Origin of the sequence: Variovorax sp. VaC1, assembly GCF_043658315.1 — a bacterium.
GTDB lineage: Bacteria > Pseudomonadota > Gammaproteobacteria > Burkholderiales > Burkholderiaceae_C > Variovorax.
In genome coordinates this window covers 146,383-162,249 of record NZ_JBIGLT010000002.1, presented here as the reverse complement: position 1 = coordinate 162,249, position 15,867 = coordinate 146,383, and the positions used below count along the sequence as shown (strand labels likewise).

At 66.9% G+C, this 15,867-nt stretch carries 12 protein-coding genes; 6 read left to right on the top strand and 6 right to left on the bottom strand.

Going from position 1 to position 15,867, the window contains the following annotated elements:
- Positions 1-17 precede the first annotated feature (17 nt).
- Genes ACGLHS_RS07700 through ACGLHS_RS07690 form a run of 3 tightly spaced genes read left to right on the top strand, consistent with a single transcriptional unit; the run spans position 18 to position 3,616 of the window.
- The gene (locus ACGLHS_RS07700; protein WP_394478466.1) at positions 18-1,676 is read left to right on the top strand and encodes an OPT/YSL family transporter; all 1,659 of its coding nucleotides are present in this window, start codon (positions 18-20) and stop codon (positions 1,674-1,676) included.
- A 52-nt stretch (positions 1,677-1,728) separates the two neighbouring features.
- A complete protein-coding gene (locus ACGLHS_RS07695) occupies positions 1,729-2,793 on the top strand; it encodes a DUF917 family protein (RefSeq protein ID WP_394478464.1) in 1,065 nt (354 codons plus the stop codon).
- Between the two features lie 31 nt (positions 2,794-2,824).
- Positions 2,825-3,616, top strand: coding sequence for an aspartate/glutamate racemase family protein (locus tag ACGLHS_RS07690; protein ID WP_394478462.1), 792 nt, complete (start codon positions 2,825-2,827; stop codon positions 3,614-3,616).
- Positions 3,617-3,684: 68 nt separating this feature from the next.
- Here ACGLHS_RS07690 and ACGLHS_RS07685 read toward each other — a convergent pair whose 3' ends face one another.
- Positions 3,685-5,988 carry an NADP-dependent malic enzyme gene (locus ACGLHS_RS07685; protein WP_093238478.1) on the bottom strand — a complete coding sequence of 768 codons (2,304 nt, stop codon included), beginning with the start codon at positions 5,986-5,988 and terminating at the stop codon, positions 3,685-3,687.
- A gap of 217 nt (positions 5,989-6,205) precedes the next feature.
- On the opposite strand from ACGLHS_RS07685, the gene ACGLHS_RS07680 reads away from it, so the two are divergent.
- Positions 6,206-7,543, top strand: a complete 1,338-nt coding sequence (locus ACGLHS_RS07680) for an NAD(P)/FAD-dependent oxidoreductase (protein ID WP_394478459.1) — start codon at positions 6,206-6,208, stop codon at positions 7,541-7,543.
- 328 nt (positions 7,544-7,871) lie between these two features.
- Here ACGLHS_RS07680 and ACGLHS_RS07675 read toward each other — a convergent pair whose 3' ends face one another.
- From ACGLHS_RS07675 to gcl, 3 genes are read right to left on the bottom strand one after another with little or no spacing between them, the layout of a single operon-like run.
- A complete protein-coding gene (locus ACGLHS_RS07675) occupies positions 7,872-8,780 on the bottom strand; it encodes a 2-hydroxy-3-oxopropionate reductase (RefSeq protein ID WP_093238481.1) in 909 nt (302 codons plus the stop codon).
- A gap of 20 nt (positions 8,781-8,800) precedes the next feature.
- A complete protein-coding gene (gene hyi, locus ACGLHS_RS07670) occupies positions 8,801-9,586 on the bottom strand; it encodes a hydroxypyruvate isomerase (RefSeq protein ID WP_394478456.1) in 786 nt (261 codons plus the stop codon).
- A gap of 43 nt (positions 9,587-9,629) precedes the next feature.
- Positions 9,630-11,423, bottom strand: a complete 1,794-nt coding sequence (gcl, locus tag ACGLHS_RS07665) for a glyoxylate carboligase (RefSeq protein ID WP_394478454.1) — start codon at positions 11,421-11,423, stop codon at positions 9,630-9,632.
- A gap of 110 nt (positions 11,424-11,533) precedes the next feature.
- On the opposite strand from gcl, the gene ACGLHS_RS07660 reads away from it, so the two are divergent.
- Together ACGLHS_RS07660 and ACGLHS_RS07655 are read left to right on the top strand one after the other, a co-directional pair.
- On the top strand, positions 11,534-12,436 hold the full coding sequence (locus tag ACGLHS_RS07660; RefSeq protein WP_394478452.1) for a LysR substrate-binding domain-containing protein: 903 nt from the start codon (positions 11,534-11,536) through the stop codon (positions 12,434-12,436).
- Between the two features lie 253 nt (positions 12,437-12,689).
- The gene (locus tag ACGLHS_RS07655) at positions 12,690-13,589 is read left to right on the top strand and encodes a hypothetical protein (RefSeq protein ID WP_394478450.1); all 900 of its coding nucleotides are present in this window, start codon (positions 12,690-12,692) and stop codon (positions 13,587-13,589) included.
- A 134-nt stretch (positions 13,590-13,723) separates the two neighbouring features.
- On the opposite strand, the gene ACGLHS_RS07650 is transcribed toward ACGLHS_RS07655, so the two are convergent.
- A complete protein-coding gene (locus ACGLHS_RS07650) occupies positions 13,724-15,238 on the bottom strand; it encodes a carotenoid oxygenase family protein (RefSeq protein WP_394478448.1) in 1,515 nt (504 codons plus the stop codon).
- A gap of 10 nt (positions 15,239-15,248) precedes the next feature.
- Entirely contained in the window at positions 15,249-15,686 is a 438-nt protein-coding gene (locus tag ACGLHS_RS07645; protein ID WP_394478446.1) for a DUF2141 domain-containing protein, read from the bottom strand.
- Positions 15,687-15,867: the final 181 nt, after the last annotated feature.

The window sequence follows — 15,867 nt, the reverse complement described above, 5'->3', positions numbered from 1 at the left end:
ACTTTCAAGGAATGACCATGACCCATGAAGTGACGGCGGCCGTGCCGCTGCACGACGAAGGCGCTGCATCGAAAGCCTGGCCGGCCGCGCAGGCATCGAGCGCCCCCCATCCGAAAGCGCTGGCGCCTGCGAACCTGATCCTTACCGTGGTGCTGAGCGTGTTCGGTGCCATCGTCGGCATCCAGATGCTGGCGAGCCTGGGCATCACGCCGAGCACTTCGCTGATCGGCGCGCTCGCAGCCATGACGCTGGCGCGCGTGCCGCTGGCGATGTTCCGTGGCTTTCGCTCGGTGCATGCGCAGAACCTGGCGCAGACCAGCATTTCATCGGCCACCTTCGGCGCGGCCAACAGCCTGTTCCTGCCGATCGGCATTCCCTTTCTCTTCGGCCTGCCCGACATGGTGGTGCCGATGCTGGTGGGCGTGAGCCTGGCGATGCTGCTCGACGCGTGGCTGCTCTATCGCATGTTCGACACGCCCGCCTTTCCGGCGAAGAACCCGTGGCCGCTGGGCATTGCCGCGGCCGAGGCCATCAAGGCCGGCGACGGTGGTGGCAAGCAGGCCTGGCTGCTGCTCGGCGGGCTGGCGACGGGCGTGGCGGGCGCGGTGTTCAAGCTGCCGATGTCGGCCTTCGGCGTGGCGCTGATCGGTGGCCTCGGCGCGATGATCGCCTTCGGCATCGGGCTGCTGGTGCGCGGCTATTCGACGCCGCTCTTCGGCATGGACATCGGCGCGCTGTACGTGCCGCACGGCATGATGATCGGCGCCGGCATCGTCGCGCTGGTGCAGGTGGGGCGCGTGGTGCTGAAGAAGCGCGATAGCGGCTCGCGCAATGCAGCCACCGACACGCAAGAGGCACGTGGCGCCACCGCGCTGGGCCGCTCGCTGCGGCTGGGCAGCGTCGGTTATCTGGCGATCATGGTGCTGCTGGCCGCGGGCACCGGCGTCTACACCGGCATGTCGCCCGCGATGCTCGTGTGCTTCGTCATCTACGGCACCTTCGCGGCCTTCGTGCATGAGCTGATCGTCGGCATCGCGGCGATGCACTCGGGCTGGTTCCCCGCGTTCGCGGTGGCGCTGATCTCGCTGCTCATCGGCATCCTGATCGGCTTTCCGCCCGAGGCGCTGGTGGTGCTGGCCGGCTTCTCCGCCGCCACCGGGCCGGCCTTCGCGGACATGGGCTACGACCTGAAGGCGGGCCACATCCTGCGCGGCGAGACCTCGGGCACGGCTTTCGAGCTGGACGGCCGGCGCGAACAGATGATCGCCGGCATGGTGGGCTTCGCGGTGGCCATCGTCGTGGTCGCCTGCACCTACAGGATGTTCTTCGCCAACCACCAGACGGCGCCCATCAACGCCGCCTATGTGGCCGCCATCAAGGCCGGCATCTCGGGCGACACGGCGCGCAACCTGGCGCTGTGGGCCATTCCCGGCGCCATCCTGCAAGTGCTGGGCGGCTCGCGCCAGCAACTGGGCGTGCTGTTCGCCACCGGCCTGCTCATCGCGAGCCCGATGGCCGGCTGGATGGTCGCGGCCGGCATCGCCTGCCGCCTCGTCGTGCATCGCGTGGTCGGCGCGTCCGCGCGCGAAAAGCTCGAAGTGTTTGCAGGCGGCGTGATCGCGGGCGATGCGCTCTACAGTTTCTTCTCCGGCGCCGTGAAGAGCCTGCGCAAGTAGCGCTGCGCACCTTTCTTTTTTCTTCCCTTCATCACACAGGAACAACGAATCCATGAAACGCAATCTGACAAGCGACGACGTTCGCGCGGCCATCTGGGGCGGCGCCATCCTCGGTGGCGGCGGTGGCGGGCTGATCGAAGCCGGCGAGCGCGCCGCGAAGCTCGCGCTGCAGGTCGGCACGCCGCAGCTGTGGAGCATCGACGAGTTCGACCCTGCGGCGCTCACCGCGACGATGGCGCTGGTCGGCGCACCGGCCGCGCCCGATCCGCATGTGCAACCCGCACACCTGCTGCGCACGCTCGAACTGCTGCGCCGCGAGCTGCCCGCGGGGCAGAAGCTGGTCGGCCTGCATGCCAACGAGAACGGTGCCGAGACCACGGTCAACGGCTGGTTCCACGCCGCCATGACCGGCCTGCCCGTGATCGACCTGGCCTGCAACGGCCGCGCGCATCCGTCGAGCGTGATGGGCGCGCTGGGCCTGCACACCGAGCCCGACTACCTGTCGGTGCAGGCCTATTCGGGCGGCGAGCCGCACCGCTATGTCGAAGGCGTGGTGTCGGGCCGGCTCGAACAGACCTCCGCCGTGGTGCGCCGCGCCTCGGTCGAGGCGGGCGGCCTCGTGGCCGTGGCGCGCAATCCGGTGAGCGTGGGCTACGCCCGCCAGCACGGTGCGCCGGGCGCCATCAGCCATGCGATTGCGTTGGGCCAGACCTACCTTGATGGCGGTGTCGATGCCGTGGCCCGTTCGCTCGATGGCCGCATCGTGGCCGAGGGCACCGTGCGCACCTACCGCTGCGAGCAGCAGGAAGGGCTGGACGTGGGCGTGGTCGAACTCGACGACACGGCCGGCACCACGCTGCGCTTCATCAACGAATACATGCTGCTGGAGCAAGGCGGCAAGCGCATCGCGCGCTTCCCTGATCTGGTAATGACCTTCTCGGACGACGGCAAGCCGGTGGTGTCGGCGCATGTGCGCCAGGGCGCGAAGCTGCGCGTGCTGGTGGCACCGCGCGCGCGCTTGCTGCTCTCGCGCACGATGTTCATGCCCGAGCTGTACCGGCCACTCGAAAAGTCGCTGGGCGAGGCCTTCGCGCCTGAAGAAGAAGCGCTGGCCTGATCCGTTCAAACCCACACAGGGAGCAATCACCATGACATTGCGCGTGCGATGGATACGAACGGTCGGCAACGACACCTACAACGAGCGCTTTGCCCGTGAGTTCGCCGAAGTGAAGAACCCCGGCACCGAGGTCGAGGTGGTGTCGCTGCGCAACCCTTCGGTGCAGCACCACGTCGAATACCAGAGCTACGAGGCGCTGTTGGGCGCCGACATCGTGCGCGTGGTGCGCGATGCCGCCGTGAAGCAGTTCGACGCCGTGGTGGTCGGCTGCTTCTACGACCCGGTGCTGGTCGAGGCGCGCGAGATTTCGGGCGAGACGGTGGTGGTCGCGCCATGCCAGGCGTCGTTCGAGATCGCATCGAACCTGGCGCAGAAGGTGTCGATCATCGTCGGGCGCCGCAAGTGGGTGCCGCGCATCGAGTCGCGGGTGCGCGAGTACGGCCACGGCCATCTGCTGGCCTCGTGCCGCGCGCTGCAGCTGGGCGTGGAAGACTTCCAGCGCGACCGCAACGAGACCGTGCGCCGCATGGTCGAGCAGGGCCGGCGCGCCATCGACGAAGACGGCGCCGAGGCGCTCATCCTCGGCTGCACGCTGGAGTTCGGCTTCTACAGACAGCTGCAGGATGTTCTGGGCGTGCCCGTCATCGACTCGGCGCTGGCCGCATTCAAGCGTGCCGAAGCGCTGGCCGATACGAAGCAGCGCTTCGGCTGGAAGCCCAGCCGCGTGGGTGGCTGTGAGCCGCCGCCAGAGGCTGAAGAACTGCTGGCCTGGAATGTCTTCGACCCGGCGCAGGTACCCATCGCATCGCCTTTCTACGCCTGAGCGGCATCAAGAAAAACGCCCCGCTGCGATGGCCGCAGCGGGGCGCTTTCAATGATGCGAGATCAGGCTTACTTCAGCGCCGTCGTCGCGTTGGCCACTGCCAGCGCCGTCATGTTGACGATGCGCCGCACGGTCGACGTAGGCGTCAGCACATGCGCCGAGCCTGCCGCACCCAACAGGATCGGGCCGACCGTGATGCCGTTGGCGCCGGTCATCTTCAGCACGTTGTAGAGGATGTGCGCGGAGTCGAGGTTCGGGCACACCAGCAGGTTGGCTTCGCCGGTGAGCGTGGTCTCGGGCAGGGCGGTGCGGCGCACTTCTTCGGACAGGGCCGAGTCGCCATGCATTTCGCCGTCGCACTCGATGTCGGGTGCCATCTGCGAGAACAGGTCGCGCGCCAGCCGCATCTTGCGCGCCGAGGCGCGGCTCGAGGTGCCGTAGTTCGAGTGCGAGAGGAACGCCACCTTCGGCGGCATGCCGAAGCGGCGCACTTCCTCGGCGGCCATCATCGCGATGCTGGCCAGCAGCTCGGCGCTCGGGTCTTCGTTCACGTTGGTGTCGGTGATGAAGACGGTGCGCTTTTCGAGCGTGAGCGCGTTCAGCGTCGCGAAGCCCGGTGCGCCGCGCTTCAGGCCGATCAGGTTGCGGATGTGCTCCAGGTGCACGTCGAAGCGCCCGACCAGGCCGCAGATCATCGCGTCGGCATCGCCCAGGTGCAGCATCAGCGCGGCAATGGTGGTGTTGGAGCGGCGCACCATCGTCTTGGCGGCCTCGGGCGTGACGCCGCGGCGGCCCATGAGCTTGTGGAAGCTCTCCCAGTAGATGCGAAAGCGCGGGTCGTCCTCGGGGTTGACGATCTCGAAGTCCGTGCCCACGCGGATGTGCAGGCCGGCCTTCTTGATGCGCGCCTCGATCACGGCGGGGCGGCCCACCAGGATCGGCCTTGCCAGGCCTTCGTCGACGGCCAGCTGTGCGGCGCGCAGCACGCGCTCGTCTTCGCCTTCGGCATAGGCCACGCGCTTGGCCGTGGCCAGCTTGGCGGCGGTGAACACCGGGCGCATGAACATGCCGGTCTGGTAGACGAAGCGCGTCAGGTGCTGGCGGTAGCTCTCCATGTCCTCGATCGGGCGCGTGGCCACGCCGGAGGCAGCGGCGGCCTTGGCCACGGCCGGCGCGATGCGCAGGATCAGGCGCGAATCGAAGGGCTTCGGAATGATGTAGTCGGGGCCGAAGGCCAGCTCCTGGCCGGCATAGGCGGTGGCCACTTCTTCGCTGATGTCGGCCTTGGTCAGCTCGGCGATCTCGCGCACGCAGGCCAGCTTCATTTCTTCCGTGATCTTGGTGGCGCCGCAATCGAGCGCGCCGCGGAAGATGTACGGGAAGCACAGCACGTTGTTGACCTGGTTCGGATAGTCCGAACGGCCGGTGGCGATGATGCAGTCGGGCCGCACGGCCTTGGCCAGCTCGGGCCGGATCTCGGGCTCGGGGTTGGCCAGCGCCAGGATGATCGGCTGCGTGCCCATGGTCTTGACCATCTCGGCCGACATCACGCCGGGAGCCGAGCAGCCGAGGAACACATCGGCGTCCTTGACCACGTCGGCCAGGGTGCGGGCGCCGGTGTCTTTCTGGGCGTAGCGCGTCTTGGATTCGTCGAAGCCACCGGCACGGCCGGCGTAGATCAGGCCCTTGGAGTCGCAGGCGTAGATGTTGGCGGGCTTGGCGCCCAGGCCCACCATCACGTCCAGGCAGGCGATGGCGGCGGCGCCGGCGCCCGACACCGCGATCTTCACTTCCTCGATCTTCTTGCCGACCAGTTCCAGGCCGTTGAGCAGGGCTGCGGCCGAGATGATGGCCGTGCCGTGCTGGTCGTCATGGAACACCGGGATGTTCATGCGCTCGCGCAGCTTCTTCTCGATGTAGAAGCACTCGGGCGCCTTGATGTCTTCGAGGTTGATGCCACCCAGCGTGGGCTCCAGCGCCGCGATGATCTCGACCAGCTTGTCGGGGTCGTTCTCGGCCAGCTCGATGTCGAACACGTCGATGCCGGCGAATTTCTTGAACAGGCAGCCCTTGCCTTCCATCACCGGCTTGGCGGCCAGCGGACCGATGTTGCCCAGGCCCAGCACGGCCGTGCCGTTGGTGACCACGCCCACGAGGTTGCCGCGGGCGGTGTATTCGGTGGCCAGGGCCGGGTCGGCCGCGATGTCGAGACAGGGATAGGCCACGCCTGGCGAATAGGCCAGCGACAGGTCGCGCTGGTTCAGCAGGGGCTTGGTCGGGGTGACCGAGATCTTGCCCTTGACGGGCGAGCGGTGGTATTCGCGCGCTGCTTCGCGAAGTGCTTCTTCTGCGGGGGAAAGGGGTGCAGCCATGAATGTCTCCTTGTTTCTGACGGGCAATGAGGCTACCGCAAAAGTGCGGCTTGTTCTTTCAGGGTGAATGCCGAAAAGGCCTGGATCGATAACACCTGGATGCATATCTTCCGCCTGATCGGCCCGGTTGGCCGGTTCGCTAAACTGCGGCACTGTTACCCAAAGTTAATTGGGGCATCGTCAACCACGATACAAAACGACAACAGAGGGGCAGCGCATGACACCCGGACCTTTCATCGGCACCGACCCGGACGTCGTCGTCATCGGCGGCGGCCCTTCGGGCTCCACCGTGGCGGCGCTGCTTGCCGACAAGGGGCACGACGTGGTGCTGATCGAGAAGGCGCAGCATCCGCGCTTTCACATCGGCGAATCGCTGTTGCCGATGAACATGCCGCTGTTCGACCGGCTGGGCGTTCGCACCGAGGTCGAGGCCATCGGCCTGCGCAAGCACGGTGCCGAGTTCGTCTCGCCCTGGCATGACCACAGCAGCCACTTCGACTTCGGCCAGGCGATGGACAAGAGTTTTCCCTATGCCGTGCACGTGCGCCGCTCGGAATTCGACGAACTGCTGTTCCGCCATGCCGGCAAGCGCGGCGCCCGCACCTTCGAAGGCCAGCGCGTCACCGGCGTGGACATGGATGCCGGCAAGGGAATGCCCGACAACCGCCCGCTGGTGAAGGTCAAGGCCGACGACGGCACCGAAACCAGCTGGCGCCCGCGCTTCGTGATCGATGCGAGTGGGCGCGACACGCTGCTGTCGAACCAGTTCGACGCCAAGCAGCGCAACCGCAAGCACGCCAGTGCCGCGCTCTATGGCCACTTCGCCAATGCCGAGCGCCGGCCGGGCCGCTTCGAGGGCAACATTTCGCTGTTCTGGTTCGACCATGGCTGGTTCTGGTACATCCCGCTGAAAGACGGCACGGTGAGCGTGGGCGCGGTGGCATCGCCGGCCTACTTCAAGCGCCGCAAGGGGTCGCTCGAAGAGTTCCTGATGGAAACCATCGCGCTGGCGCCCAAGCTGGCCGCGCGTCTGAAGAACGCCACGCTGATGGAAGGCGCGACCTCGACCGGCAACTACGCCTACGACTCGAAGTTCTGCCGCGGCGACCGCTTCATGATGGTCGGCGACGCCTATGCCTTCGTCGATCCGATGTTCTCGTCGGGCGTGTACCTGGCGATGAACAGCGGCTTCGAGGCCGCCACCGCGGCCGACTTCTGGCTCAAGGGCGAGGCGAAGGAGGCCGAGAAGGCCTTCCGACACTACGAGAAGGTCATGAAGCGCGGGCCGAAGATGTTCTCGTGGTTCATCTACCGCATCACCTCGCCGGCCATCCGCCGCCTGTTCATGGCGCCGCGCAACATCTGGCGCATGCAGGAGGCGCTGCTGTCCATCCTGGCCGGCGACCTGTTCCGCAACACGCCCATCGGGCCGCGCTTCTGGGGCTTCAAGGTGACGTACTACGCGTCGTGCGTCGGCATCCTGCCGCAGGCCATCAAGACCTGGGCGTGGCGCCGGCGCAATCTCAAGGAATCGCTGGAAACTGCGAAGAGCTGATCTCATGCGTGGGGCCGGGGCATGGTTCCCGGCGCATTCGGGGCGTCGCTCACGCCGACGGCGTACTCCCCTCCGCGAATGTCCCCCGGCCTTCGGCCTCCTCCTTTATTTCGCTGCGGGGAGCACGCCGCCAGCGTGAGCGTTGTCAGAGCACTGTTGATCGGCTGTACACACGCAGCGTGCCTTGTGCGAATGGCACCGGGTGCTCCCCGCAGCGAAATAAAGGAGGAGGGGCGCAGCCCCGGGGGACATTCGCGGAGGGGAGTACCCGGTGTCATCCGCGCGCACCCCGAATGACTCCGACCCCTGCGCAGCCCTTCAAGGAGCCTCAGTCCGGCGAAACAGTGTGCTGGGCCAGCGCTTCAAGCGCCTTCACCAGCGCCGAATGGTCGAGCTGGCCATAGCCCAGCGCCGAGCAGGCATTCATGAGCTGCGCTGCATTGGCCGTCTGCGGCAACGACACGCCAAGCGAACGCGCACTCTGCATCGCCAGGTTCAGGTCCTTCTGGTGCAGCGAGATGCGGAACCCCGGCGCAAAGGTGCGCTTGATCATCCGTTCGCCATGCACTTCCAGAATGCGCGAGCTGGCAAAGCCGCCCATCAGCGCCTGCCGCACCTTGGCCGGGTCGGCACCGGCCTTCGAGGCGAACACCAGCGCTTCACCCACGGCCGCGATGTTCAGCGCCACGATGATCTGGTTGGCCACCTTGCAGACCTGGCCGTCGCCCGCGCCGCCCACCAGCGTGACGTTCTTGCCCATCTTCTCGAGCAGCGGCTTCACGCGGCCGAAGGTACCTTCTTCGCCACCGCACATGATCGTCAGGCTCGCGGCCTTGGCGCCCACTTCGCCGCCCGAGACCGGGGCGTCGATGTAGCCCGCGCCCAGCGCCGTGATGCGGCGTGCGAAGTCTTTCGTCGCGATCGGGTCGATGGAGCTGCAGTCGACCACGATCTTGCCGTGCGAATCCTTCAGGCCCGCGGCCACGCCTTCCTTGCCGGGTTCGCCGAACAGCACCTTCTCGACGTCGGGCGTGTCGGGCACCATGATGAAGATGATGTCGGCCTTGCGCGCCACCTCGGCGCCCGAGGCGCAGATGGTCGCCTTCGAAACGAAGGGCTCCGGCGTGTTGCCGTGCGTGTTCACGAAGAGCTCGAAGCCCGCGTCGAGCAGGTGCCCCGCCATGGGCGCGCCCATGATGCCGAGGCCGATGAATCCGATTTTTTGCTGGGTTGCCATGTCTGTGTTTCCTGTGTTGTTCATTGCGGCTGCGTGAGGGCTTCGCGCCAGCCGAGTCCCGCGACGGTGTCGGTGCGCGGCTTGTATTCGCAGCCGATCCAGCCGTCGTAGCCCAGCGCGTCGATGTGCCTGAAGAGCCACGGGTAGTTGATTTCGCCCGTGCCCGGCTCGCCGCGTCCGGGGTTGTCGGCCAGCTGGATGTGGCCGATCTGCGCGAGGTGCTTGGTGAGCGTGTTGCCCAGCTCGCCTTCCATGCGCTGCGCGTGATAGATGTCGTACTGCACGCGCAGGTTCGACGAGCCCACCGCCTCGATCAGCGCCAGTGCCTTGTCGGTGCGCGTGAGGTAGAAGCCCGGAATGTCGAAGCTGTTGATCGGCTCGATCAGAAGGCGCAGGCCCGCGGCCTCCAGCTCGCGCGCGGCCAGCCGCAGGTTGTCCAGCACCGTGCGGTTGACGACGTTGATGTCGGCACCGGGCGGAATCTTGCCGATCAGGCAGTTGACCTGCAGGCAGCCGAGCGCGGTCGCGTAGTCGATGGCCATGGCGATGCCTTCGCGGAACTCGCCGGTGCGGTCGGGGTGGCAGGCGATGCCGCGCTCGCCCTTGTCCCAGTCGCCGGCCGGCAGGTTGTGCAGCACCTGCTGCAGGCCGTTGTCGCGCAGGGCGGCGGCCAGCTCCTTCTTCTCGAAGGCGTAGGGGAAGAGGTACTCGACCCCCTTGAAGCCGGCCTTGGCGGCGGCCTCGAAGCGTTGCATGAAAGGCAGCTCGGTGAAGAGCATCGTGAGGTTGGCTGCGAACTTGGGCATGTCTGTCTCTCTTCCGTTCTTGCTTTCTTTCTTGCGTTCTCTCTCAGTCCAGCATCGCCACGGCAAGGGCCGTGGGTGCATCGGCCGTGCTCTCGGCCAGCGGTTCGAACTCGTTGATGGCGTCGATCTCGGTGCCCATCGCGATGTTGGTCACGCGCTCCAGCATCACCTCGATGACCACGGGCACGCTGAACTCGGCCATCAGGGCTTCGGCCCGGGCGATGGCGGGCGCCATCTCTTCCTGCTTTCTCACGCGGATCGCCTTGCAGCCCAGGCCCTCGACCACCTTCATGTGGTCCACGCCGTAGCTGCGCTCGATGCCACTGTCGGGTGCCGCGTTGATGTTGTCGAACGCGAGCTGCACGCAGTAGTCCATCTCGAAGCCGCGCTGCGCCTGGCGGATCAGGCCGAGGTAGGAGTTGTTGACCACGATGTGGATGTACGGCAGCTTGAACTGCGCACCCACGGCCAGTTCTTCGATCATGAACTGGAAGTCGTAGTCGCCCGAGAGCGCGACGATCTTGCGCGTCGGGTCGGCGGCGCGCACGCCCAGCGCGGCGGGAATGGTCCAGCCCAGCGGGCCGGCCTGGCCGCAGTTGATCCAGTGGCGCGGGTTGTACACGTGCAGGAACTGCGCCGCCGCGATCTGCGACAGGCCGATGGTGCTCACGTAGCAGGTGTCGCGGTCCAGGTTGTTGTTCATGCACTGGTACACGCGCTGCGGCTTCATCGGCACGTCGGCGAAGTTGGTCTTGCGCAGCATCGTCTTCTTGCGGTCGCGGCATTCGCCGGCCCAGGCGCTGCGGCTCGGCAGCTTGCCGGCGGCCTTCATCTCCTCGGCCACCTGCACGAAGAGCTCGAGCGCGGCCTTGGCGTCGGACACGATGCCGAAGTCGGGCGTGAACACGCGGCCGATCTGCGTGGGCTCGATGTCGACGTGCACGAAGGTGCGGCCTTTGGTGTAGACCTCGACCGAACCGGTGTGGCGGTTGGCCCAGCGGTTGCCGATGCCCAGCACGAAGTCGCTCGCCAGCATGGTCGCGTTGCCATAGCGGTGGCTGGTCTGCAGGCCGCACATGCCGGCCATGAGCGGGTGGTCGTCCGGAATCGCGCCCCAGGCCATCAGCGTGGGAATCACCGGCACGCCGGTGGCTTCGGCAAAGCGAACCAGCAGGTCGGCCGCATCGGCGTTGATGACACCGCCGCCGGCCACGATCAGCGGACGCTCGGCGGCGTTCAGCATGCCGATGGCCTTTTCAACCTGCGCGCGGGTGGCAGCCGGCTTGTAGGGGGTGAGCGGCTGGTAGGCGTCGATGTCGAATTCGATCTGCGCCATCTGCACGTCGAAGGGCAGGTCGATCAGCACGGGGCCGGGGCGGCCCGAGCGCATCAGGTGGAAGGCCTGCTGGAAGACCTGCGGCACCTGGCCGGGCTCGCGCACTGTGACCGACCACTTGGTGACGGGCTTGGAGATCGACTCGATGTCGACCGCCTGGAAGTCTTCCTTGTACAGGCGCGCGCGCGGCGCCTGGCCGGTGATGCAAAGAATGGGAATGGAGTCGGCCCAGGCCGAGTACAGGCCGGTGATCATGTCGGTGCCCGCCGGACCCGAGGTGCCGATGCACACGCCGATGTTGCCGGCCACGGCGCGGGTGTAGCCCTCGGCCATGTGCGAGGCCCCCTCGACGTGGCGCGCCAGGATGTGCGAGACGGTGCCGCGCTGGCGCAGCGCCGAATACAGCGGGTTGATCGCCGCGCCGGGCACGCCGAAGGCCTGCGTCACGCCTTCCTTTTCCATCACCAGAACCGCAGCCTGGACCGCTGTCATCTTTGCCATTGAATGTCTCCTTGAGGTGGCCTCACTGTAGGAAGCGGGGCGCATTCGAAGAAGACGGCTGCGGGCCATAAAACCTATTCCATGGCGGAATAAGTGACTAACATCCGGCCATGGACCGTCTCTTGGCAATGGAAATGTTCGTGCGCGTGGTCGAGACCGGCAGCTTCTCGAAGGCGGCGCGCGAGTTCAACACCACGCAGCCCACCGTGACCAAGCAGGTCGCGGCCACCGAGGCGCGGCTGAAGGTGCGGCTGCTCAACCGCAACACGCGCGGCGTGAGCCTCACGGAGCCGGGCGCGCTGTACTACGAGAAGTGCAAGACCATCGTGCGCGAGGCCGAAGAGGCCGACAGCATCGTGCAGCTGCGGCAGAACCAGGCGCAGGGCCTCTTGCGCGTGGGCACGTCGGTGGCTTTCGGGCGGCGCGTGGTGGTACCGCTGGCGCTGGAGTACATGCGCCGGCATCCGCAGGTGCAGCTCGACCTGAGCTTCGAGGACCGTTATGTCGACCTCATCGCGCAAGGCATCGACGTGGCCATCCGCATGGGCAAGCTGGCTGATTCGTCATTGGGTGCGCGCTACCTCGGCGCGAATCCGTGGGTCATGGTCGCGTCGCCGGGCTACCTGAAGAAGCACGGCACGCCCAAGCGCGCGCAGGACCTGAGCGCGCACGTGGCGCTGATCTACAGCAGCGTGGTGGGCGACGAGTTCTGGCGCATGCACACGCCCAAGGGCGAGCCGGTGACGGTGCCGGTGTCGGGGCGCTTCCGCTCGAACAACCTGTCGGCCGTGCTGGCGGCCGCGCGCGATGGGTTGGGCATTGCGCTGATGCCGCGCTATGTGGCGAGCGAGTCGCTGGCCGCGGGCAAGGTGGTCTCGGTGCTGGCAGACCATGCGCTGCCCGAGCAGGAGATCCACGCCGTCTTTCCATCGCCCAAGCTGGTGCCGGGGAAGGTGTCGGGCTTCGTGGCTTTTCTGCAGGGGCGGTTCGACGAGGGGTGGTGGGCGGTCTGAGGGCGGGGGCCGCATTGCTCAACCGCCGTGGTGCTGGCGGGTCGAACAGACGCACGCCACGATCAGCGTCTCCGGCGAATGGTCGGCTTCGTTGCCGCGCCTGTATGTGATTGACCGCGTTCCTCTCACCAAAGCCATTCAGGGTTTTGGTCGGATTCTTCGTGACTTAATTCGCGCGAGGGAGCGTGGATCTGCCGAAGTCAAACATATGCTCCCTGCAATAAGCAGAAGTGATCATCAACAGGGAGGAACCATGAAGAGAGTAGATATCAACTCAACGATGCCGCGCGCGCGATTGCTCGCCGTTGCGGCCGCAGCGGTAGCGATTTCCGCATGCGGAGGCGGTGGGGGCGGCGGATTCTCCGCATTGCCGATCGCCGCCGCGCCGGCACCGGCGGCCGATCAAGCGCAGCCACCGGCACCGGCGCCCGCACCCGTGGCGGACAGTTCGGCGCCATGCTTCAACGAAGCCGACTTCCGCGAAGGAACGCGCCTGGAGTTCGAAGCGGTGAAGCCGGGCGCGGACCCCGCGACCACCGCCTTCCAGAGAACAAGCGTGACCGAAGGACGAGAGGTGTTTGCCGGCGCCAATCCGGTGGCCTTCAACGTCGGCACGGAAACATCCAGTTTTCCCTCTGTGTATCAGCGAAAGATGGTCAAGAAGGAATACAAGGATCTGGTGAATGGCAGCATCCTGCTCTACGGGAAAGCATTCACCGAAGAGATCAAGATCGATCCGAAAGCCGGGGCTCCACTGGGCCCAGGTTTCGTTCTGGATCGGGTTTCTTCCGTCTCCCAGGTCTTTACGCCGCCGTTCTCGTTTCCTGTCGACATGAAGGCCGGGCAGGTTGCAAGCCAACAATCTTCCGTGATCGAGACCAGGACTTTCAATGGTCGCAGCGATCCGACGACTTCCCTGCCGGCGATGGGCGAACTCACCTATCACGGCCGGGAGAAGCTGGAAACGCCGTTGGGAACCTTCGATACGTGTAAGTTCTCGTTGAGGGTCGCGGTGGGTGTGTCGGCGATCTCGATGGGCGCCACGAAAGAGATGTGGCTGGCTGCCGAAGGCCCCTACCGAGGCCAACTGCTCAAGGGCGTTGATCCGAAATCGCCAGCGCTCGTGACGAAGATGACCTACACACCCGGCTGATCTGGGCGAACGGTTTCCAGCAAACGGACCCCTCGGGGTCCGTTTGTCGTTCTGGCGTTCGCGCAATGCACTTCCCTTGAAGCGCCGCGGCAATCTGCAGCCTCTCGAACAGAGGCCTCGAGCAGCCTCCGAAGTCAGGCCGGCACAAAGGCCCCGTGCAGCCCCAAGGGAAGCGCATACGGCAGCGTCGCCTGCGCCACAGGTCCCGCAGCAAGGTGGTCGGCCGCAAAGCACGACAGCACCGTCTTCTGCCGGCCGAAGTCGAACGCCGTGCCCAGCACCCAGCCGGGCTTCTTGCCGTCCGGCACGAAGACGTGTTCTTCCACGATGGCCTGCGCGCCGTAGCTGAAGCGCTGGCTGCGGCCGGTCTCGACATCCGTTCGCGCGACCGCGCCGAAGCCGGGCAGGTCGGGCCGGATCTGCGTGGCGTGCACCACCTGGCGATGGCGCAGGCCGACGCGGCGCGGATCGATGCGCGGAAACTCGGCCTCTTGCGCCAACGCCACCTGCGTGGCCTTGCCGGTGCCGAGGTTCAGCGTGGCCACGGTCAGGTGCGGGTCGGCGCCCCGCACGCGGCGCGCGCGCATCACCTCGCGGTTGGAGATGAACACCGAATCGGTGTTGTCCGAGCGCACGTAGTCGACGTGGATCAGCGTGCCGCGCGGCGTGTCTTCTTCCCAGGCATTGCCCACGTGGAAGAGAAAGCCCGCCGGCAGCTCGAGCATCTGCCGCCGCTCCCAGTCGTGCTTGTCGACGACCAGTGCGCGCATGCCGAGTTCGGGCCGCCAGACGTGGGCATCGAGAAAGGTTGAGCCGGCTTCCTTGCGCTTGTTGTCGTACACCAGCGGCGGCATGAGAAAGACGAGGTGCCGCTCGGTCACCGCGAAGTCGTGAACCATCGGCATGTCGGCCACCGGCACCACGGCGGCGCGGCGCAGCGTGCCTTCGGGCGCGATCTCGTACAGCGCCAGCAGGCCCTGGCCGGAGCTGACGCCGAAGTTCCACGCCGTGCCGTCCGGGTCCACCTTGGGGTGCGCCGAGAACGGCATGCCCGCAAGGTCGGCGCGCCAGGTCTTCACGCCCAGCGTGTCGAGCGTGCGTGCGTCGATGCGCGTGGCCGAGCCGCCTTCCCACAGCGCCAGCACCTCGCCCTGCAGCGGCAGCACGCTGGTGTTGGCGACGTTGATGCTGTCGGCCGACGTCGGCGACTCGCCGCCCGGCGGCATGGTGCCGAAGGTTTCGTACAGGCGATGGCCGGCCCGCACCTCGGCCACGCGCTTGGGCGTGGCCACGTAGCGGCCCTGGTGGCGCACGTCGGCCCCGTCGATCACGAAGCGATGCACCATGCCGTCGCCATCGAACCAGTGGTGGTAGCGCTCGCCGCCCATGTCGTGCCCGGCCGGGCCGACACGGAAGAGCGTGCCGGCCACGGCATCGGGAAAGCGTCCGCGCACGGTGGCGCGGGTCAGGGGCAGGTCGTTGGCGGGCGTGGCAAAGCCCGTCTTCCAGGGGGCGCTGGCGGCCTCGAACTGGGCTTGCCAGTTGTCGCCGCCGGTGGCGTCGGCCGTGCCGGCGGCGCGCGCCAGCGGGGCAAAAAGGGGCAGGGCGCCGGCCGATGCCAGCAGGCGCAGGAGTTCGCGTCGTTCCATGGCGGGCACCTCAGCGCAGGTGAATGACGGTCTGCATGTCGGCGTCGACGCGGATCGCCGCCGCCTCGAAGTCGGGGGCGGCGCTGTTGCCCTTGGCGTCGTTCGAGAAGCCGTAGCGCTCGATCGGCATGCCCATGAGGTTGGTGTCGAGCTTGCCGTTGCCGTTCTCGTCGGCGAACACCCGCAGCGCGTAGCGCCCCGGTGCCAGGTTGGGGAACACGAGCTGGGCCTTGCCGCCGCGCATCGGCGTGGTCTGCGACGCGACCGGCTTGCTGTCGGCGTAGCCGGCGGCGTCGCTGTACAGCGCGGCGTAGAGCGTGGCGTCGGCGGCGGGGCCGTCGGCGACGCTCAGGCTCAGGTCGGCGGCAAGGGCGCCCACGGGCGCAAGGATCGCGGCGGCGCACAGGGCGCGCACGGCCGGACGGAACGGGAACTTGGAAAGGTGCATGGCAGGCCTCTTCTGGGTTTGGAGGCCCGACGATCTCGCAGGCACCTTGCGGTGCCCAGCGCCATGCGACGGAATGCGGGAATGTGCGCGCGAAATGCGCGGAAAGGGAGCAAAGGGAGCAAACGGAGCGAGGCGATCAGGCCGGAGCGGGGCGCCTCGTCACTGCCCCATTACCTGCCTG